Below are 21,253 nucleotides of genomic sequence, written 5' to 3'. Positions count from 1 at the left end.
GGGGACGTTTGTATTTGTTTGAAACGGGAAATCAACCCACTACGGCAAAGCTCTGCGGTCCCAGCACCAACATGCCATCCCGTACCTGCGCAGTACCAATGACAAAGAGGGGCCGTGCATCCGCCGACAATTTCAGCGGCAGGTCCGCCGCGGCACCCGCCGGGTTGACTGCACAAATCAACGAACCGCGGCGCCATGCAAAGGGCCGGTAATCTCCCTTCGCCTTCGGGGCGAACAACACCTTGAAGGGAGCGTCGGAATCCAAATCACGGTGGGCATGGCGGAAAGTCAGCAGTGCCTGTACCGTATGCCACAAGCTATTCGGGTCCGCCTGCTGGGCTTCCACCGTGGGCGCATCCGGCGACGGGTCCACCGGCAGATACAACGCTTCCGGTTCCGCCTCGGAAAAGCCCAGATTCTTCCCCTGCGTCCACTGCATGGGGGTGCGGGAACCGGTGCGGAAGTAACCGCCCTCCTTGGTGGGCAGCTTCTGGTACCGCATGCCAATCTCGTCCCCATAATACAAAAACGGGGCGCCGGGCATAGTAAACAGCATAGCGTAAGCGATACGCAGCTCTTCGGTGGTCAATCCTGCCGAGGGACGGATGGTATCATGGTTGCAGGTAATCAGGCAATATAGACCATCCTTATGGGTCGCCTTATAACTGGGCAGCCAGTCGTCCAAGAACTTATCGATACCGGTGCCGGAATCCTTACAAAAGTAGGCCTTGCCAATGTTGTGCGGGTCAGAGTCCATGGTGCCGTCGTAGGCGCGCATCAGCCAATCGTATCCATTACCGGTCTGGCTGAGCATGAAATCCATGTCAAAACCATTCTTCAGCGCCATCCGCGGACCATTCCATTCGCTGATCAGCACTGCCTGCGGATATTCTTTCTGCAGCATCGCCGCAATGTCCCGCCAGATTGCACAGGTATATTTTTTGTGGTGCGTGTCGTTCTTTACCAAACTGGATGCCATATCCACTCGGAACCCATCGCAGCCCATTGCCAGCCAGAACCGCATCACGTCCTTGATGGCCTCCACCGTCGCTTTGCAGTCCGGTGCATCGGTAGGCTGCTGCCAAGGTTCATGGATCTTGCCGTACCCATAGTTCAGCGCCGGCTGGCATTTAAAGAAATTCAGAATATAGGTTCCGTTGCGCTCCGTTTCGCCGCCAATAAAGGGCATCCCGTCACCGCTGGCAAAGCAGTGGTCGGTCCAAACATAACGTCCCCAATACTCATTCTTCTCCGCCTTACAACTGGCCTGAAACCAAGGGTGTTCCTCACTGGTATGGCCCGGCACCAGATCCAACAGCACATGGATTCCCTTCTCGTGGGCCGCACGGAACAACTGGGCTGCATCCTCATTGGTGCCATAGCGAGGGGCGATCTTTTTATAATCCCGCACGTCGTAGCCCGCATCTTTGAATGGCGAATCAAAACAGGGATTGATCCACAGGGCATTGCACCCCAACGTTTTGATGTAATCCAACTTGGAAACAATGCCCGGCAGATCGCCAATGCCGTCGCCGTTGCTGTCCCGGAAGCTCTGCGGATAGATTTCATAAAAAACCGCATCTTTGAGCCATTGTTTCATGATATCCCTCCCAATTTTCATAGGCACGGTACGATACCGCCCGTTTTTCTTTATACTATCCACTGACCCCCTTGTTGTCAATGCCGCAGCTTACACAAAACAGTCCATATATTTTCTACTTTTTTCACAAATATTTGTCATTCCGACAAAATATTAACAAATTGTTGACATGCGCACATCAGCGCGCTAAAGTAATGAAGCAAGCGATTGTAAATCTGTTGTAAGAAAGAGGGAGTAAGAATCATGAATACGCTTGTGATCGTCTTGATCGCAGCGGTCTGTCTGGTATGTGCGTACGCCGGATATGGTCGCTGGATCGCCAAATCGTGGGGCATTGACCCCAACGCCAAAACTCCTGCTGTGCGGCTGGAAGATGGCAAAGACTACGTACCCACCAACGGCTGGACCGTGTTCAGCCATCAGTTCTCGTCCATCGCGGGTGCAGGCCCCGTCACCGGTGCCATTCAGGCTGCGGCGTTCGGTTGGCTGCCGGTGTTGCTCTGGGTGCTGCTGGGCGGCATCTTTTTCGGTGCGGTGACTGACTTCGGCGCGCTGTATGCCAGCGTCAAGAACGACGGCAAATCCATGGGCATGCTGATCGAGAAATACATCGGCAAATTGGGCCGCCGCTTGTTCTTGCTGTTCTGCTGGCTGTTCACCCTGCTGGTCATCGCAGCCTTTGCCGACATGGTAGCCGACACCTTTAATGCCTACACCACCACCGACGGGGTCACCTCGCTGGCTGCGGCGGCCACTACCAACGGCGCCGCCGGCATGGTTTCCATCATGTTTATGGTCTTTGCCGTGGTGTTCGGCCTGATCCAGAAAAAGTTCAACTTTGACGGTTGGAAGGAAGCGGTACTGGGCATTGTCTTTATCGTGCTCTCCTTCCTCATTGGCTCGAACTTCCCGATCATCCTCGCCAAAGAAGGCTGGATCTATATTACCTTTATTTATATCTTCTTCGCGGCAGTCCTGCCCATGTGGCTGCTCAAACAGCCCCGGGACTACATGACTACCTTTATGTTCATTGCTATGATTGCCGGCGCGGCCATCGGTCTGCTGGTGGCTCACCCCACCATGAATCTCCACGCGTTTACCGCTTGGAACGTGGTCAAGGGGGAAAACGGCAGCCTGATCAGCGGCAGTCTTTTCCCCATCCTCTTCGTTACGGTGGCCTGCGGTGCCGTGTCCGGTTTCCATAGTTTGGTATCCTCCGGCACGTCCTCCAAAACGGTGGAGAACGAAAAAGACATGCTCAAGGTGGGGTACGGCGCCATGGTGCTGGAAAGCCTGTTGGCTGTACTGGCTCTGTGTGTGGCCGGTGCTTCCGCTGCGGCGGACGGCACCCCTGCCGCCGGCACCCCCTTCCAAGTGTTCAGCAACGGTGTAGCCGGTTTCTTTGAAATGTTCGGCGTGCCCGTCTATGCTGCCACCGTCTTTATGACGATGTGTGTTTCGGCGCTGGCACTGACCAGTCTGGACGCCGTGGCCCGTATCGGCCGTATGAGTTTTCAGGAACTGTTCAGCGTGGACGATATGGAACACGCCGAAGGTTGGCGGAAGCTGTTCTGCAACACCTACTTCTCCACCATCATCACGCTGCTCTTCGGTTACATTCTGGCCAAGATCGGATACAGCAACATCTGGCCGCTCTTCGGCTCTGCGAACCAGTTGCTCAGCGCGCTGGTGCTGGTGACGCTCTGCGTTTTCCTGAAAGTAACCGGCCGCAGCAACAAGATGCTCTTCCCGCCGCTGGTCATCATGCTCTGTGTGACCTTCACCGCGCTGGTCCAGATTCTGGCCGGCTGCGTTCAGGCATACACCGCAGGCAGTGCCACCTTCTTGATGCAGGGTCTGCAGTTGATTTTAGCTATTCTGCTCATCGCCTTGGGTGTTATCATTGTTGTGAATTCGCTGCGCGTCTATGCCGCCAGTGAAAAAGACAGCGAAAAGACCGCTGCCCACTAAAAGCGTTCTACGATAAAGACGCTTTTGGCCCCACCCGAACCGATACCATACAAACTTTCTATCGCTGCAACGGCATGACGACGCAACGTGCCATCTGACAGCGCAAGCCCCGGTATTCCGCAAGAATATCGGGGCTTTTGTATTATCGGCGCTGGCCCCAGCCCCGCAGCCTTGTCCGCCGGGTCCCCAACACGCCATCGGGCCTTACCCCGATGCTTACCGCAACAAGGCGGTCATAGCTTCCTGTGTTTGAACCGCCTTGACGACCGGGCGAACTTTGTTGTGCAGTGCCTGAGCAAATAGGCCCCCGCGCATAACCGGCTCACTTTTTTATTGCAGCAGTGTACACAAGAATTGGGCTCCGTCCTCGGTCAGCGTCACTTCCCTACCGGCGGTCTGCACAGCCACCGAACGGTATTCCACCGTCAAACCGGGCTGCTTACTCACGTAGCGAAGGGTCGCCTCCAGCCCGGCCAAATCGGTGGCCAGCAAATCTGTTAAAGTGCGTGCGCTGTATGTTCGCCACCCTTCAGGCAAAGATTCCAACAGCCCAGCATTTTGCCGTGCAAAGGCTTCCCACACAGCCGCCCTTACATCCGCTTTCTTTTCCGGTGCTTCCAAACAGGACTGAAGTTGATCGATCAGTTCCGCGGCTTCCTGTGCGCTGGCCTCGGCCACCGAATCCTCCCCATACCCAATGCTTTCCCGCTGGGCCTTGGTGAGCAGCGCTGCTGTATCCAATCGTGCCACGGCTTCCTCGCCTGCGCAGGACGCCCAACAATCCGGCGTGGCTGCCAGATAGTAAAGGGTAGGCATGGCCGTTTCACCGGTAGCCACCGTCTGTGTCAGCAGTTGGGCGGCTCGCCCCGGCCCCGCTGTAAGTGTACAGTCTGCCAAGGTGGTGGTTCCAGCCGGAGCCTGTACCTGCAATGTGCCCGGCAGCGCGCAGAGGGTGACCCTTTGTGCAGGACCATCTACCCGCGCCAATACAAAACCGGGTTCTTCCTGCTGGACCACCAATAGCACCCGCCACGTATCCTGCGCCCCTTGTTCGATGGGCAGTCCGCCGCGCTCCGCTGCCGCCTGCCGCAGTTCCTCCTGCTGCTGGCGCTGGTTCACGAAAAAGAAAGTCACCCCGATCATAGGCAGCAGCAACAGCAGGGTCAACCCTAAACTATACCAAAAAACAGCGCCGCGTGAACGCATAAACAACACCTCTTTGTGTCAAAATCTATGGTATAGTGTGGGCCATATAGCCCGCCTGTATACCACAAGGAGGTTGTAGTTATGTTGCATGAACCGTTTGGGCCCCGAGGCGCTGAGGATGAGCGCGATACCTTCTGGACTGATCTGGGCGAAGTGACGGATGCTGCCTACCGGGAAGAACCCGAGACCGGCACCGCCTCTCGCCGCACAGTGGCTATGAACCACGCCAAACATGGTCCCCGTAATCAGCCGGATTCCCTGCAGGCCGTGCCGCCGATGCCGCCCGAAGAGGAACTTTCCAGTCATCAGGACCCGCTGGGTAGCTGGACCGGTGTCCCCAGTGAAAACCAGTACGAGACCCCCACACAGGACGCTGACGATCTGTAACCAAAAAGGTCCCCTGCCCTAAGGCAGAGGACCTTTTGATTTTATCAGGCTTCTTTGCGATAGACAAGGTATCGAAAACCGATCTCCGTCGTCAAAGTATCGCAGGCCGCCAAACGGGCAGCGCCGTCCGCAGGTGTATTCCAGTAGTAGGGCGTCATGGCAAAGAGCTGCTGAACACTCTCTCCCTGTAAAGTTAGGGTCGCCGTCGCCTGCCGTTCTTCCGCAAAAGCAAAGCCGTCGTAGGCTGTCTGCTTGACCTCATTTTCATAAGGCGTGGTATAGAGCACTTCCTTAAGACCGTACAGATGCCGCGCAGTGGGAACCGCGTAGATCAGATGTCCGCCGGGACGCAGCATGCGGTGAAATTCCGCCCCCGCAAAAGGGGAAAAAATGTTGAGCAGAAGGTCCGCCCAGCCGTCCCGTACCGGTGCGCTGAAGCTGCCTCCTACGCAGAAGGCCGCTTCAGGGACTCGTTTTGCGGCCAACCGCACGGCTTCTTTGGAAAGATCGAATCCCACCAACTGCATCTCCCCCAACGCATCACAGAGATACCGGTCATAGCTGCCTTCCCCGCACCCCGCATCCACGATGTGGGTATGCGGCAGTTCCGCAGCCAGTGCCGCCAGCGCCTGCATCAACGGCGCATAGTGTCCCGCGGCCAGAAAGGCGCGGCGGGCACGGACCATCTCTTTGCCGTCGCCGGGGTCTACCGCATGCTTTTTCTGAATCGCCAACAAATTGGCGTAGCCTTCTTTGGCCAAATCAAAGCTGTGCGCCTTGGGACACCGCAGCGTGCGCCCCACCAACAGCAACGGTCCGCCACACACAGGACAACGCAGCGCCGCTGCCAATGCCGGGGTCATTCCGTCACTCCGTCCGACAAGGCAGCCGTTCCGTCCTCCACCGGGGTTTCCTCCGGCAGCGGTACTGTCATGCCGCCATGGGCCGCCAAATATTCCTCAAAATTGGCAAATTTCTGCTTCGGCGGGCGGCGAGCAATCAATTCCAGCCCCGGCTCCTCCTCGGCTGTATGCCGCGGACGGGCAGGCTTCTGGGCCGGTTTGGCGTTGTGGGCTGCCTCCCGATTGGGAGCCTGTGCCCCGCCTCGATTGCGGCGGCTCGCCGGTTGTTGCGGTGCCGGCTCGCTTTGCGAACCGCGGTGACGGTTGCGACTATTGCTAGGCGATTCCTTTCCCTCTTTCCGCGGCGTTTGACCGCGGGAAGATTTAGCCGGGGTAGCCTGTTGGGTCGTCTTGGTGGTTTCCTGCTGGGTGGAAGCTGCCTGCGCCGCCCCCGAACCGGAACCCCGGCGACGACGGCGACGGCGCGGCGCGCCGGATGTATTCTGTGCAGTTTTTTCCATACTTCACCTGAATTCTTCAGCCGATGACTCGGCATTCATTATAATACCGTTTTTCCTCTGCGTGGCCCATGCTAAAGGTCTTGCGCGGCAGCACACCACCCAGCACCACACCGCGGAACAAATCTGCTTTCGCAAAATCCGGCAGCAAAATGGCTGTGGTGGGCGTTCCGGGGCGGGCAGCCAAGGACAACGCGGTGGAAGCGCCATGAATATAATCCACATGCGCTTGGGGATGCTGAGGCAGCCATTCCTCTAAGAAGGCTTCCACGCTGCCTACCGTCAGCGGCGCCGGCGGATTTTGCAGCGCCACTTCGATTTCTCCCTGCCGGTCGGCCAGCTTACAACGCTGGGCAGACGGCTCGGTACGGCGGCCCTGCGCCTGATCCCAACGGTCCAACGCCTCATACAACTCCTGCGCCGAAACGCCAAATACCACCCGGTGGATGGGTTCAATCTCAATGGCCGGGCTGTGGACGTTGCAGACTTCCGCCAAACACCAGCGCGCCGGATGATGCTGCCGTTCTTCCTCGGTGAGTGTGGGTTTCAGTTCTTCCCAATAGGCTTTGGCCGTAGCCAGACTGTGGTTGCCATCCCCTACCGCCAATACCATGGGTGTTTGCCCCGCAGCGGCAGGCCAACGGCGGTCAAAGGCAGCTTGGTCCGCCAAGGCTGCCAAGGCTGCGTCAATCTGGGCAATGTACACAGGATCTTCTACGGCCCAGCCGCGAAGATGACCGCCCCCCAGCATAAGTTCCCCATCATACAAAAGCGGCAGCTTCTCCTTTTGCAGACCGATGGGTTCAATAAGCGTCTTGCTTGAATCGTCTGCCAACATCATCACATGCGGTGTTTCCAACAACGCGCCACGCCGCACTTTCAAGCGCGGTGGGATGCGTTCCACCACCGTACTTTCGCTGGGGCGAATCGCCGGTTTGGTTCCGGAGGCATAGTCATAGGCCTCCAGATCCACTGCGCCTACCAAGCCCTGCCGGATGCTGCCATCCATCTGGGTGCGCTCCACATACACATAGCCGTGTACCTGCCGGGTCAAGACCTCGGCACGGTAGTTTTCCATTGTATGGCGGATGCTCTCCAGACGGTCTGCCTCCTGCGGAGTGCCCAGATACGCCTCGGGCAAAACGATATGCAGTGTGCTGGGCTTTCCCTGTGCGAGAGCCTCGGCACGCTGCCAGTATTCCGGCTGCGAGGTAAACTGGTCTACCGCAATGCAGGCCCACGGGTCCAGCGGCGTACCTGCCGCGGGGAGCAGAATATCGGCAGCGACAAAACATGGCAGAGCCATAGCAAAAGCCTCCTACAGAACGACGGCATGTCCCACCAGCCCGTAGATGGCCAGCGACAAGATGCCGATGTAAATCAAAGAACTGGGCAAGCCCTGAAAGATTGCCGGTACGTCTTTACTGCGCAGACGGCGACGGCCTTCCCGCACGACAAAGATAATGAATACATAGCCCAAGGCACTGCCAATTCCAAAGGCAATGCTTTGCAGCATCGTATAATTCTGGTTGGCACAAATCAGCAGTGTGCCCAGCACCGCCGTGCTGAACCCTGTCAGGGTAAGCTGGCTGTGACAAGCCTGCCGGTGACGGCGGGGCAACAAAAAGAGCAACAGCCATGTGACAATCATCGCTGCACTGCCGCAGCTGAGATACACCAGCGGCCGCAGGGCCGAAATCGGCAGCCATGCCGGCAGATAGTTCCGCAGCCACGGGAACAGCAGATTGTGCGCGGCCCACCCCAGCGGGGCAGACAGCCCCATGACCAAAATCAGCGGCAGTCCGAAATCCCAAACCGGGGCCTTATGGTCGGGGACCAGTTTCAGTAAGCGGGTAACGCCCAGTGCCCGGGCTAAAATAATGTTTTCCGCAAAAATGGCCAGCCCCATATAGCTGATGAATTGCAGCGCGCCGCGCAGCACGGGATACCACTCAATGTTTGCGATCGGCATACAGACGGCGCACCTCCTCCTGCTTATAGTCGGTGTAGGCATTGGCGACCGCACACCACACTGCAGCGATCACACCTAACAGAACAAATCCGCCTGCCGGCTGGGAGGCCAAAGGCAACGGAGCCGTGCTCAGAACCGCATGGCCGAACAGCGCACCCGATCCCAACAGCTCTCGCAGACAACCCACGATCAGCAGCGCTACGCACATGCCAATACCGTTGTTGAAGCCATGGCGGAGTGCATCCCGAACCGGTTCCAGTTCGGTAAATTCCATTCGTTTGACAATTGCGGGCTCTGCCACCAGAATCGGCAGATAGATGCCCAATATGGACAGGTCGTTGCCGAATAGATTGTACAGCAACGTATACACAGGGATGTACAAAACCGCTGCGGTATAGCAATAAATCGCCGGCCGAAAGCGGTTGCCGGTGAGATGGCAGATCGCCACGGCGAAAACGCGGGTAAAGGTAATCAGCAGCAGACAGGCCAAACAGAGCATCAACGCCCGTTCGCCGTCCAACGCAGCCCCTACCACAGGCGCCAAGCCCAGACCACGTACCATCACCGGGTTGGAAAGCCAAATATGATCGCTGCGGATTTTTTCTTTGAGGCGTGCCTCTGCCTCGGCACGGTTGTGCAGCAGCCCTGCCTGCCGTTTGGACACAGCCGCCGGGGCAGGTTGCGAGGGTGTCTCGGACACGGCAGGTTGCTTCGCCGCTGGCTTGGGTGCTGCCGGGCGGGGCGGTTCCATCGTGCGGGTAGGTTCTTCCACCGACGCCGCAGGCTGGTTCAGGGTCACCGTCCGGGTCGGCTCCTCTGCCACCGGCTGAGAAGGCTGGGGCTGAGAAGGCTGGGGCTGAGAAGGCTGCGGCTGTGCCTCCGTTTTCGGCGGTTCGGCTTCCGGTTCCGTCGGACGCACGGAGGCGGCTGGACGGTTCAATACGCGGGGTGCCTTCGGCGTGGGAATCTTCCAAGCCTGACGTTCTGTCCGACGGGTGGCTTCCGCACGCCGTTCCGCCTGCTTCTGTTCCTGCTCTTGCTGCATCTGCTCCAACAGAGCTTTGCGTTCTTCCTCAGTATAACGAGGCCGACTGGTGGGAATGATCCGATGTGGTTCCCCTTCCGATGTGGTTTCCTGCGCAGGAGGGGGCGTTGTGCGGTTCTGCGCAGCCTGCATCTGGGCAATGGCCTGCTCAATCTCGGCGCTGGATGCCCCGCTCTCCGCCATAGTGCGGGCCTTTTCCAGCATTTCTTTGGTAATATGGGGAATGATCAGCGTTTCGGATTCCCCTTTACGCTGCTTGCGGCGGTTATTCCGGTTTTGTGAATTGGGCAAGGCGCCGTTCCTCCTTCCTCATAAAGCGGATACGCTCGGTGCGGTGGCTGACCAAATCCAGCCATTCGGGGATGGCGCTCACGATCAGCAGTGCGAAACAGACTGCACTTTCGTAGGGGCTGAACACGCGGAACGCATGGGTGGCAATACCCAGCGCTGCACCATACAAAATTCGGCTGCTGGTGCGGTTGGGCATAGTAACGGGTTCACAGATCAGGAACAGGCCGCCAAACAGCACCGTTCCCGAGAGAATGACGTATTTTTCCAGATAAATGCGCTGGCGGATAAATTCCCAGGGCCAGCTGAATACAGGCAGCTCATTGAGCTGGGGCAACAGCCACGGCAACCCAATGCAGAAAATCAGGAACGGAACCAACACGGTGGTCTTAACATGTCCCCTTACCAACAAAAACAGACCACAAGCTACAATAACCAGAATGGCACTGGTTCCAAGTCCGCCCGGCACGTTGCCGGTCAACAGATTCATCGTGCTGGCACTGGGCAGACCGCCATCCCGCAGGGTAGCGTTCATTCCTTCGTTCATCGTCACATCGGTTATGCTGCCGAACACCGGCAGCCAACTGCCGGGGGTAGGATAGCTGTATACGCTGCCGGGCCACGAGATTCCCGCCACCGCCATGCCTACCGCCGCCGGATGGAAGGGATAGTGTCCCTCACCGCCGAAGGCTTCCTTGACGAGTACGGCCGCAATGACCGCTGCTACCACCACCGCATAGGGCACGGTGGCCGGCATCATCAAAACGATCAGTGCCGCAAAGCACTCGCTGGACGGTTCATGGGGATGATACCCCGCCCCGTGCAGCGGTGCCAACGCGCAGTCACACAGATAGGCTGTAAGCAATCCGGCCAACAACAAAAGCACCGGACGCGGGCCATAGTAATACCATGCCATCCCGGCCAGCGGGACGGCACACCACAGCAGGTCACGATAGTAATCGTAGTTTTCGCTGTGCTCAATTTTCATATGGTTGGGCATGGGGTTTGGCTTCTCCTTTGGTTTGTTCAGGCTTGGCCGTGAAGCAGACGTACCATGGCGGTGGGGTCCGCTGCGCGGAACAACGAATTACCGGCCACCAACCAGTCGGCACCGGCCTGTACGCAAAGCGGACCGGTCTCGGCATTGATGCCGCCGTCTACCTCCAACAAGGTCGTGCAGCCCCGACGTTTGCGCTCTGCATCCAAGGCAGCCAACCGCTGCGGGGTAGCCGGCAGGAATTTTTGACCGCCAAAGCCCGGTTCCACGCTCATCACAAGGATGAGATCCACCACGTCTAGATAGGGGAACGCCGCTTCTACCGGGGTGCCGGGACGAATGCTCAATCCCACCTGACAGCCGGTGGCCCGAATCGCAGCGATAACCTCCTCCGCCGTATTGGGAACAGCCTCCAGATGGAAGGTGATCAGGTTGGCACCCGCCTTGGCAAAATCAGCGGCGTACCGTGCCGGGTCGCTGATCATCAGGTGAACATCATAATACACGTCGGGCAGGGCTGCATGCAGGCTGGTCAATACCGGCGCGCCGTAGCTGATGTTGGGTACGAAGTGCCCATCCATCACGTCGAAGTGCAGCAAGTCCACGCCTTCGTTCAACAGACGGGTGCAATCCTGCTGCAAATTGGCAAAATCTGCCGAGAGAATCGATGCGGCAATTTTGGTCATAATATTTCTCCCTTTATCTTTCCCACAAGTCACTGCACCTTGCATGCGGCGCAGCGATATACTAGATTATTATAGCCCATCAACGGGGAAAAAGCAAGGCGGCCTCCTTCTCCCCTACCGTCAAAAATACCGCAGTTCCGCCTTGCAGCGGCTCTGCGGTATTTTTTGTATGAAGCTCGTTCTTAGGCCAATTCGGCGCGTACTCGTTCCAACGCCACCTCAATGACACGATCCATGTCGTAGTATTTGTACTCACCCAGACGACCGCCAAACAACACACGGGGCTGTGCGTCCGCCAGTTCTTTGTACCGGGCATACAACGCCCCATTGGCCTCGTCGTTGACGGGATAATAGGGTTCATCGCCGGGTTTCCACTCCGCCGAATATTCTCGGCTGATTACCGTTTTGGTACCCGGTTCGGTGGAACCGAACACAAAGTGTTTGTGCTCGATAATGCGCGTGTAGGGCGTCTCGGCATCCGTATAGTTCACGACGGCATTGCCTTGATAGTTGGGCATATCCAACGTTTCGGTTTCAAACCGCACGCTGCGATACTGCAAAGCTCCCAGCTGATAGCCAAAATAGGCATCGATGGGCCCCGTGTACACCACCTTGCGGGCCAAGGCATCCAGCTCCGCCCGATCGGCCAGATAGTCGGTGTTGAGACGCACTTCGATGCCTTGCAGCAAGTTGGCAACCAGTGCAGTGTACCCCTCGTTGGGAATGCCCTGATACAGCGCATTGAAATAGTTGTTGTCAAAGGTAAAGCGCACCGGCAGCCGCTTGATGATGAAGGCAGGCAGCGCCGTACAAGGCCGACCCCACTGTTTTTCGGTATAGCCTTTGATGAGCTTTTCGTAGATATCCATGCCCACCAGATTGATGGCCTGTTCTTCCAAATTTTGGGGATTGGGCGTATAGTGGGCGGCGCGCTGCTCCTCGATTTTCGCCTGCGCCTGTGCCGGCGTGATGACCCCCCACATGGCATGGAAGGTGTTCATGTTGAAGGGCATGTTATACAGCTCACCCTTATAGTTAGCCACCGGAGAGTTGGTATATCGGTTGAACACCGCAAACCGGTTGACGTAATCCCACACTTCCTTATTGTTGGTATGGAAAATATGCGCGCCGTAGCGATGCACAGCAATTCCCTCGATGTTCTCGGTATAGATATTACCGGCGATATGGTCCCGCTTGTCGATGACAAGGCACCGCTTTCCCGCCTGCGTTGCTTCGTGGGCAAATACCGCGCCAAACAACCCGGCCCCCACAATCAGATAGTCATACATGACGGTTTCCTCCTAGAATACGATCTTCCTTCTTACTCTTCGTCCGTGCGCTGCCAATGCTGCACGGTTTGCAGTTGAAATTCAAAGTCCCGCGCGTCTTTGGCCAACTGGCTGGAGAGAATTACCCCCGAGATAAAGAGCAGCAAGGCCGCCACCAAAACAAAGCAGCAAACAATCAGCGTGGGGAAACGAGGTACCAGCCCGGTGTGGAAATACTCGTTGAGCACCGGCACCATAAAGGCAACACCCAACACGGCCAATACAGCGGCCAACACCCCAAAGAAGGCGAAGGGCCGGTAATTTTTGAAAAGGCGCAGAATCGTTCCCAACACCTTGAAGCCGTCGGAATAGGTATTGAGTTTACTTTCCGATCCTTCCGGGCGGTCCCGATATTCGATGACCACATTATCCACCTGCATATTGCGCTGCAAAGCATGGATGGTCATCTCGGTCTCGATTTCAAACCCTCGAGAGAGCACCGGATAAGTTTTGACAAACTGGTAGCTGAAGGCGCGGTACCCAGTCATGATGTCCTTGATTTTGCCGCCGAACAGATGGTTGGTGCAAAAGCGTACCAAGTCGTTGCCAAAGTTGTGAAACGGACGTTTATTCTGGGTGTAGTAGGTGCTGGAAAGCCGGTCCCCCACCACCATATCTGCCTGCCGCTGGGTTACCGCCGCCACCATTTCGGGGGCTGCCTCCGCCGGATAGGTGTCATCGCCATCTACCAGCACATAGGCTTCGGCTTCGATCTCTCGGAACATCCGCCGCATAACGTTGCCCTTGCCTTGCTGATACTCGTGCCGTACCACGGCGCCGGCTTTTGCCGCCAACTCTGCGGTACCGTCGGTGGAGTTGTTGTCATAGACATAAATTGTTGCCTCCGGCAGCACACGCCGGAAATCGGTCACTACCTTTTCTACCGTTTTTGCCTCATTATAACAGGGGATCAAAACAGCAATTTTATCCATAAACGGGTCCTCCCTTTTTCTTTACATCCAGAATTGAACCAAACGGTTGACCGTGTAGTACAGCGAGGGATTCAATCCCCGCAGCCACGGTTCCATCGCAAACAAGGTACTGAACCGGTAGAAAACGCTCCAAGCCGCTGCAGCCACCATGGCCATCCGCAAAACGGGCAGCAGAGAAACCGCCAGCGTCTCCCCCTGTTCGGCACGGCGAGCCAGTGCCGTATCGGCCAACAGCCAACACAGCGCCGCTCCCAGCAGCAAAACGGGGCTATAATCCATTAGGTATCGGTACAAAACCCCGGCCATCTGGCAATCTACTACCGTGATAAGCAGCATAGCCGCCACAGAGCCATAAACCACTGCCGCCGCGCCCCGGCGACGATGCAAGCTGCGCCGCGCCAAAGGAACTACCGGCAGCAAAAGCGCCCATGTAAAAGGCGTAGAAGCCAACATTCCCCCGGCAAATCGTTCACTGATGGTATGAATCAGTGCGTTGGTCTGTACCTCCGTTTCCGATAGATACGGGAAGATACCACTCAACCGCGGCGGATCCAACAAGCTGGTAAAAATCGCCGGACCAATGCGCACCACATTGAAGCCGCGTTTGGTCATATCGTTGCCGGTGATATTATAGTTGGCACCGAAATCAAAGGGCGAGCCAAAGCGGGCATAGTTGTACCACATCAGCCCCGCGGCTACCAACACAACCGGCAGCAAAAAGGCCACAGCCTCCCGCACACCGGCCCGGCTGAAAAGCCGACGCTGGGTTCCATATCGATGCCAGAAAATCGGCAAAGCCAGCAGTGCAAACAGTTCCATCTGCGGGCGGCATCCCGCAACCAACGCCACACACAAGCTTCCCAGCGTCAGCCGCAATGTCAGCACACCGCCGTGCTCCACGGGTGTAGCGGCAGCCGCCAGCCACAGCCACAGACCCAGCATTAGCAAAGCCGCCCCACAGACAATGGCATATTCATAGATAAAAGGACGTTCCAGCAGCACATAGAGCTGACTACCCAAAACCAGCGCGGCGGTACACAGCAGATACGCAGCCGTAGGCGTCGCGGGGAACCACCGGCGGATGACCTGTCCCATAATGCCGAAGCAGCTAAGCAGGAACACCAGCCCCAAAATGACCATACAAGGGGCACACGCCAAGTTCTGAATGCCGGTAATGGCTTCAAAGGGCAGTTGGAACAACAGACACGGTACGATGCCAAAATAAACATAATACCGTCCCTGATAGTAGACATGATCCCATAGCACGCCCTGCAGCCCCATCGCGTCCCGAGCCGTGGCGTCATAAGGATTGTCCATGGCGATCAATTCCGCGGGCGGATCCGCTTCCAAATCCAGTCGCCCGTTCAGCAAACTGTGCGCCAGCGCACCATACTGTTGATAGGAAAAGGTGATAGCACTCTCCCCATCCCAGCTGGCAGTATTATAGAAGGATGTGGCCAGCCCAGAATTGGTCGGTTCCCAAAAAGGCACGGTGACCACAAAGGCTGCCAAGATCACGCCCAACACAACTGCTGCTCCGCGATCACACAGATTGCCGGCCAGCCAGCGTCGCTGCCACAAACCACTGTGAGGACGCAGCAGATACAAAGCTCCCAGTATCAGCCATATCGCCAACATGCGAAGCCACGACCATTGCAGCGGGCGCGGCGTGTTGGCTGTAATACCTGTAATGGTAAAGGCCAGCGGGTACTGGGCATAGGTGGTGCCGTAGGCATGCGCCTTGAGAGTCAACGTCCCCACCTGCCCGGTCATGTCCAGACTGATGGTTTGGGTCCTCTCCGCCTGTACAGCCACATCCCACGTGCCAAAGCCGTTCAATGCGCCATTGGCCTCGTCGGTAGCGCCCACATCAAAGGTAAAGGTGCTGTCAGCATGGAGCGGGTCCGGATCATCGTTGGTAAGATTGTCCAGATGCAGGTTGTAGATGGGCTGGTTGATCTCCAGAAAACGGAGATAGGGGCGTTTTTCGTCCAAAGACCAGCTCCCATTTCCCCGCCCCACATTGATGTTGGGGTCCAGATAGTCCATAAGCTGGAAGGGCTTATAACTATGGGTGTTAAAATAGGCGATATTGCATACAAACAACTCCGCGCCTACCGCCACCACCAACAGCAGCGGCAGCACTGCCCGCGCCCCTTTGCGCCCCAAAAGCCGCAGTCCTGCGGTGCAAGCTCCTGCCCACAAAGTAAGCGCCGCCATAGCCGCCAGACGGAACGCATCAAAGCCAATCGTCAGTCCGGGGCGATGGTAAGCACACAGGCAAAACAGCCAGACGGCCAGCCATAGACCTACCGCCCAGACCAGATCCCTTCGGCACGCTTTACGGTGTGCCAGCCATGCCGGTGCCACTCCCGCGGCCCCCGCGAGGAGCGCGGTCACCGGAAACGCCAGAATCCACATGGTTGCCTGTCCTCTTTCCCTTGCGCAAAATACATTCTGTACAGAAAATATCCGTCATTCCTGCGCGTATTTTTGAATCTGTTCCAACCAGAAGGCGGCTGTTTTATCCCAGCTGTATTTTTCGAGTACAGCATCCGGCGGCGCCACCGGCTGAGCCGCCAATGCATCCAGATCTACGTCGTAGTCATAAGGATCAAAATAACGGGCAGTATCCCCGTAGAGTTCCGGCAGGCAGCTCGCCCGTGCCAGCGCAATGGGTGCCCCCAGCGAGAGCGCCTCCAGCGGCGGGATTCCAAACCCTTCAAAAATGGCCGGGTGCAAAAACAGCTTGCAATGCTGCATCAGGGCCGCATTTTCCTCATCGCTGACATAGCCGGGGTAAAACACATTATCGGTATCTTTCGCCTGTGTATCATCCCCGAAGGCCCGCAAGTCCTTGCCGCCTGCCACCACAAAGGTTTTGTCAGGATTCCGACGGGCCACTTCGCGGATCCATTGGAAGTTTTTGTGCTTGGCGAGGCTTCCCAATGCATAAAAATATTCGCCTTTGGTAACCCCGGGCAGCTTGTCAAAGATTCCCTCATCGGGGACCACCTTGCGCATATGCTCCCACCCATTGTAGGTCACACCGATCTTGTCCATGGGAATACGGAGCTTTTTGCTAATCAGACGGCGTTGGTCTTCACTGACGGTATACACCTTTTGGGCAAACCATTTGGTAGACAGGCAATGTACCCAGAACTTAAACCGGAAAAAGCCCCGGTCTGTATCCATGACCAGCGGGCGAATATCGTGCAGCACCACTACGCTGCGGCGGGTCATCAGCATATCACTGGCCAACCCCACAAAAAACGCATGGTTGCGCCGCAGATAAGCCGGCAATACCGCCATATTGTAAAAGTACTTGACGGCTTTCAGGGGAACTAGCTGGATGTTTTTCAGCTTAGGCAGATGGATGGGCCGCCCGTCGTCCCGGTAGGCGATCCGCACATCAAGGCCGGTACCTTCCAGCAAGGCGTCCAACCGGGTAACCGTCTCGTACACATAGCGCGGAATACCGGTAATATTATCGCACAGCACGGTGCCGTTGATGACGATGGGGTTCAATCCAGTTCCTCCTTATCCCAGTGGGAGCAGTCCAGCAGTTCCTGTTTCCAGTCTGCCATACGACGGGCGCAATAGTCGCGCAGCTCGTTTTCAAACCGTTCCTCGCTGAAAGAACGGCTATGGTCTCGAATTTCTTCTTTGGTATACGCCACGCCGTCCCGTTCAAACAGTTCCATGCAGCGCATCAGGCTCTCAACCGTCTGCTCATGGAACCAATAACCGGTCTTGCCCGGCAGCACCGTTTCGCAGGCGCCGCCCCGGCCATAGGCCAACACCGGCGTTCCTGCCGATTGGGCTTCTACCGGCGTGATGCCGAAGTCCTCCTCGCCGGGGAAGAGGAACGCTTTGGCACGCAGATAATAGCTGCGCACCTCTTCGTCGCTCAAACCGCCACCCTTGAATTCGATGGTAGGACCGGCAATGGATTTGAGTTTTCCTTCCTCGCTGCCGCCGCCGATGACCACCAGCCGCTTGCCCAGCTTGGTGCAGGCCGCCACTGCCAGATCGATGCGCTTATACCAAGTCAGGCGTCCTACCACCAGATAGAAGTCCTCTTTCTTGACGAAAGGAGCCTCATTGATATGGCAGCAAGGATAAATCACATCGCTGTCCCGGCGATAATATTTTTTGATGCGCTGGGCGATATAATGCGAATTGGCGATAAAATAGTCCACCCGATCAGCGGCACATTTATCCCAAATGCGCATCTTGTGCATCTGATGCGGCATCACCGCCCGTACCAGCCAGTTGGCATTGTCCCGATAGGTATAATAAAAATCCCACACATACCGGATCGGCGTATGGCAATAACAGATATGTACCGCATCGGGCCGTGTGATGACCCCCTTGGAGCAGGACGACGACGACGACAGGACCAGATCGTACTCCGACAGGTCCAGCGCCTCAAACGCCCCGGGCATCAACGGCAACAGACTTTTATACAGCTTGGTAGCAAAGGGCAGCTTCTGCACCCAGGTGGTGCGGATGTCATAGTCCTTGAACCACGCTGGCATCTTTTTTTCATCATAGACCAGTGTATAAATCACCGCGTTGGGAAACACATGGTGCATACAATCCACCACGCGGTCCGCCCCGGCATAGGTCACCAGCCAGTCATGCACAATGGCAACTTTCGGTTCGGTCTTGCTCATAACTCTCACCCGGTTTCCAGTGGGATCACTGTAATTTTTCGTCGTTGATCATCTTGCCGCCGAATACCGTGCGGAAGATGATCTTGATATCCAGTGCCACGGTCCAGTTTTCGATATACCAGATATCATAGCGGATACGCTCCGCAATGTCGGTGTCGCCCCGCAGACCATGGATCTGCGCCCAGCCGGTACAGCCGGGGCGCACCTGCTGGCGCACCAGATACCGCGGGATCTCCTCCTTGAAGTGCTCTACATGGAAGGGCACTTCAGGCCGTGGGCCCACCAAGGACATATCCCCTTTCAGTACATTGAAGAACTGGGGCAGTTCATCCAGACTAAACTTGCGGATCAGACTGCCGAACCGCGTCTTGCGGGGATCATAGTCGGTGGACCAGCCCGTTTCCTGCTTGGCATTGACCCGCATGGAACGGAACTTATACATCATAAAGGGCTTCTTGTTCAAGCCGATGCGCTCCTGCCGGAAAATCACCGGTCCGGGGCTAGACAGCTTAACGCCGATGGCCGTGACCAACATCACCGGGCTGGTCAGCACGATGAGCACCAAACTGCCCACAATATCCAACCCCCGCTTAACGGCGGCGTTCAATATGTTGTCAAAGGGGGTCTGCCGCACATTGATGAGCTTGCACTCATCCAGCACGTCGATGGTGGGACGTGCGGGCAGATAATCGCTGTAAAAAGGCACCATGGTGATGCGCGTACCATGCTTATCGCAGGCAGCAAAGGTGTGGGGCAGCATCTGAATTTCGTCGGCTTCCAACGCCACCACCACTTCATCCACAAGGGGGCTTTCCAAACATTCGTCCAGCTTGTCATAGCTGCCAAAGTAGGGCACGCCCAACCCCGGCTCCTCCATCGGTGCCAGATACCCGTCCACCACAAAACCGTAGTAAGGATTGTGTTCCAGTGCCCGCAGGTAGAGGGCCGCCGATTTGCCGCCGCCCACCAGCAGGATATGCCGCAGCCCCAGCCCCTTGCGGCGGCGGGCACGGTCGTACCAACGGCGGATCATCCGCTTGGCAACTACCAACACGGTGGCAAAGAAGTAGAACAGGCCCAATACCACACGGGAGTAATCGTCCAAATGGAGCAGGTAAAGGATAAATACGAACCCTAAAATGCCGCCGCCGTTGATGATGGCAATACGGGTGCAGCGCTCCGACAAGCCATGAAGCCGAGAATTGCTGTAAATCCCTGCCACCCAATAGGCAACTACCAGCAGCAGCGACGTAGCCACCCCGGCCAAAATGTTGCGGGGGTCCCGCGCCACATCCAGCGCCGGACCGGCACCGCCCGGTTCAAAAAAGCGGACATAGTTGAAGCGCACATAGTTGGCCAGCAAAAAGCCGACAAACAGAAGTGCGGCATCCAGCAATCCGCTGAGTATACTTTTGTAACGTTGGTTTTTTTCCAGCACCGGTGGTGCCCTCCCTTAGATGTTGCTGCTCTGCCCTGCCGGATTTTCACCATGACAGACCTGTTCCGATAGGATACATAGAGCGTATCGTATTACCATACCATATTTCCCATCTATTTGCAATCAACGGTAAAGATCCTGCAGGCGGTCCAGCGTCTTTTTCATCTCGGCGCGGACTTCCGGCGGGCCGGCCACCACAACGCCGGGGCCGAACCCAGCCACCCAACCAAAAAACTGGGGGCTGACTTGAATCTGCGCAGTCATGGTAAAGTGTTCCCCATCCTCACAGGGATTCAGGATCGGACCGGTGCCAAAGCGGTCGATCATCGCCCCGGCAAACCGGTTTTCACACAGCAAGGTCACTTTTTTCAGCGGGCCGTTAAACATGCCGAACATCTGCTGCATGTAGGTATTCACATCAAAGGCCGCATATTCCGCCGCGCCTTCCCGGCTGGTACCCGCCAGTTGGTGGACATTCTGCATCTTGTCCACACGGTAATGCTTTAGGCGGCCTTCGGTATAGGCAATCAGGTAGTAGTTGCCGCTCTCCCACACCAGCACCCACGGGCTGACCCGATAAAGTTGTCCGTCATGGCGGGGCGTCATCTTCTTTTGCAGGTTCCAATCGCAGTATTTGAAGGACACCTGCTCCCCTGCCGTGATGGCTGCATGCAGTGCGTCCACCGTGTAGAGGATTTTCTCGTCCGTGCTCTTGATTCGGCCGCTGACCAACACCTTGCGGTCCAGCTCATCTTGCCGATACCGGGAGGTAAACTGCCCCAGCTTATCGATGAGGATTTTGGATTTGCGCGCCGTAATGAACTTGCTGGCGTATACCGCATCCACCAAAAGTTTCAGCTCCGCTAGTTCAAACAGCGCGTCGGTCATATAGTAACCGCCGCCCCGTCCCCGTAGCTGCACGATCTCATAAGGGGCGCCGGGCATACTGTTCAAAGTATTCAAGTCGCCGTATACGCTTTTACGCTCCGCCTCGATGCCCCGCTCCTGCAATTTTTCGACCAACTGCGGCACACTCAACGGATGCTTTTCGTCTGTTTCACGGCACAAAATTTCCAAAAGGACCAGCAATTTGCGTTTTTGACCTTCTTTGCGCGGCATGTCCCAGCACCCTCCCGATTTTCACATATACAGTCCTATTATACACCCTGCAAACCCTTTGAGCAAGTATTGCCGCAGAGTTTACAAATCTTTCAAAGGCAAAAAGCCGCCGCCCGGCTTGCGACCGGGCGGCGGCAGTTAGTATGCAGTTTGCAAAGGAGATTAGGCGTTGACCTGAGAAGCAGCCACCGCGCAGGCGACGGTCATACCGACCATCGGGTTGTTGCCGGCGCCGATCAGGCCCA

Annotated in this window: 18 protein-coding genes; 2 read left to right on the top strand and 16 right to left on the bottom strand. The window is 56.7% G+C overall.

All coding sequences use genetic code 11. The features are described from left to right. Positions 1-31 precede the first annotated feature (31 nt). Complete coding sequence (locus tag Q0526_RS04895) at positions 32-1,600, bottom strand: alpha-amylase family glycosyl hydrolase (RefSeq protein WP_298731337.1); 1,569 nt, start codon at positions 1,598-1,600, stop codon at positions 32-34. Positions 1,601-1,843: 243 nt separating this feature from the next. Here Q0526_RS04895 and Q0526_RS04890 point away from each other — a divergent pair, with 243 nt between their 5' ends. Then, the gene (locus Q0526_RS04890) at positions 1,844-3,571 is read left to right on the top strand and encodes a carbon starvation CstA family protein (RefSeq protein ID WP_298731336.1); all 1,728 of its coding nucleotides are present in this window, start codon (positions 1,844-1,846) and stop codon (positions 3,569-3,571) included. A 330-nt stretch (positions 3,572-3,901) separates the two neighbouring features. Here Q0526_RS04890 and Q0526_RS04885 read toward each other — a convergent pair whose 3' ends face one another. Further along, a complete protein-coding gene (locus Q0526_RS04885) occupies positions 3,902-4,777 on the bottom strand; it encodes a hypothetical protein (protein WP_298731335.1) in 876 nt (291 codons plus the stop codon). A gap of 81 nt (positions 4,778-4,858) precedes the next feature. Here Q0526_RS04885 and Q0526_RS04880 point away from each other — a divergent pair, with 81 nt between their 5' ends. Further along, positions 4,859-5,164: a hypothetical protein gene (locus Q0526_RS04880; RefSeq protein WP_298731334.1), complete on the top strand. Its 306-nt coding sequence runs from the start codon at positions 4,859-4,861 to the stop codon at positions 5,162-5,164. A 44-nt stretch (positions 5,165-5,208) separates the two neighbouring features. On the opposite strand, the gene Q0526_RS04875 is transcribed toward Q0526_RS04880, so the two are convergent. The 14 genes from Q0526_RS04875 to Q0526_RS04810 form a co-directional block, all read right to left on the bottom strand. Then, positions 5,209-6,027 carry a putative RNA methyltransferase gene (locus tag Q0526_RS04875; protein ID WP_298731333.1) on the bottom strand — a complete coding sequence of 273 codons (819 nt, stop codon included), beginning with the start codon at positions 6,025-6,027 and terminating at the stop codon, positions 5,209-5,211. Further along, a complete protein-coding gene (locus Q0526_RS04870; RefSeq protein WP_298731332.1) occupies positions 6,024-6,527 on the bottom strand; it encodes a hypothetical protein in 504 nt (167 codons plus the stop codon). Before Q0526_RS04870 ends, Q0526_RS04875 begins: the two co-directional genes overlap by 4 nt. A gap of 16 nt (positions 6,528-6,543) precedes the next feature. Then, positions 6,544-7,830: a DUF1015 domain-containing protein gene (locus Q0526_RS04865; protein ID WP_298731331.1), complete on the bottom strand. Its 1,287-nt coding sequence runs from the start codon at positions 7,828-7,830 to the stop codon at positions 6,544-6,546. Between the two features lie 12 nt (positions 7,831-7,842). Further along, positions 7,843-8,496 (bottom strand): Rnf-Nqr domain containing protein, encoded by a 654-nt coding sequence (locus tag Q0526_RS04860; RefSeq protein ID WP_298731330.1) that lies wholly within the window; start codon positions 8,494-8,496, stop codon positions 7,843-7,845. Beyond that, on the bottom strand, positions 8,477-9,832 hold the full coding sequence (locus Q0526_RS04855) for an Rnf-Nqr domain containing protein (RefSeq protein ID WP_298731329.1): 1,356 nt from the start codon (positions 9,830-9,832) through the stop codon (positions 8,477-8,479). The genes Q0526_RS04860 and Q0526_RS04855 overlap by 20 nt, the downstream gene beginning before the upstream one ends. Further along, on the bottom strand, positions 9,807-10,829 hold the full coding sequence (locus Q0526_RS04850) for an RnfABCDGE type electron transport complex subunit D (protein WP_298731328.1): 1,023 nt from the start codon (positions 10,827-10,829) through the stop codon (positions 9,807-9,809). The genes Q0526_RS04855 and Q0526_RS04850 overlap by 26 nt, the downstream gene beginning before the upstream one ends. A 26-nt stretch (positions 10,830-10,855) precedes the next feature. Then, complete coding sequence (gene rpe / locus Q0526_RS04845) at positions 10,856-11,512, bottom strand: ribulose-phosphate 3-epimerase (protein ID WP_298731327.1); 657 nt, start codon at positions 11,510-11,512, stop codon at positions 10,856-10,858. A gap of 182 nt (positions 11,513-11,694) precedes the next feature. Further along, positions 11,695-12,801: a UDP-galactopyranose mutase gene (glf, locus tag Q0526_RS04840; protein ID WP_298731326.1), complete on the bottom strand. Its 1,107-nt coding sequence runs from the start codon at positions 12,799-12,801 to the stop codon at positions 11,695-11,697. A gap of 32 nt (positions 12,802-12,833) precedes the next feature. After that, a complete protein-coding gene (locus Q0526_RS04835) occupies positions 12,834-13,772 on the bottom strand; it encodes a glycosyltransferase family 2 protein (RefSeq protein ID WP_298731325.1) in 939 nt (312 codons plus the stop codon). Between the two features lie 21 nt (positions 13,773-13,793). Further along, on the bottom strand, positions 13,794-16,193 hold the full coding sequence (locus Q0526_RS04830; protein WP_298731324.1) for a hypothetical protein: 2,400 nt from the start codon (positions 16,191-16,193) through the stop codon (positions 13,794-13,796). 54 nt (positions 16,194-16,247) lie between these two features. After that, positions 16,248-17,300: a glycosyltransferase family 1 protein gene (locus tag Q0526_RS04825; protein ID WP_298731323.1), complete on the bottom strand. Its 1,053-nt coding sequence runs from the start codon at positions 17,298-17,300 to the stop codon at positions 16,248-16,250. Next, a complete protein-coding gene (locus Q0526_RS04820; RefSeq protein ID WP_298731322.1) occupies positions 17,297-18,451 on the bottom strand; it encodes a glycosyltransferase in 1,155 nt (384 codons plus the stop codon). The genes Q0526_RS04825 and Q0526_RS04820 overlap by 4 nt, the downstream gene beginning before the upstream one ends. A 25-nt stretch (positions 18,452-18,476) precedes the next feature. Next, entirely contained in the window at positions 18,477-19,889 is a 1,413-nt protein-coding gene (locus tag Q0526_RS04815) for an undecaprenyl-phosphate glucose phosphotransferase (RefSeq protein WP_298731321.1), read from the bottom strand. A 123-nt stretch (positions 19,890-20,012) separates the two neighbouring features. Further along, a complete protein-coding gene (locus Q0526_RS04810; RefSeq protein ID WP_298731320.1) occupies positions 20,013-21,008 on the bottom strand; it encodes a WYL domain-containing protein in 996 nt (331 codons plus the stop codon). Positions 21,009-21,253 lie beyond the last annotated feature (245 nt).

The sequence above is a fragment of the uncultured Subdoligranulum sp. genome, from assembly GCF_937890665.1.
Note: the sequence above shows the minus strand (reverse complement) of the source record. Positions and strands in the feature narration are given on the sequence as shown.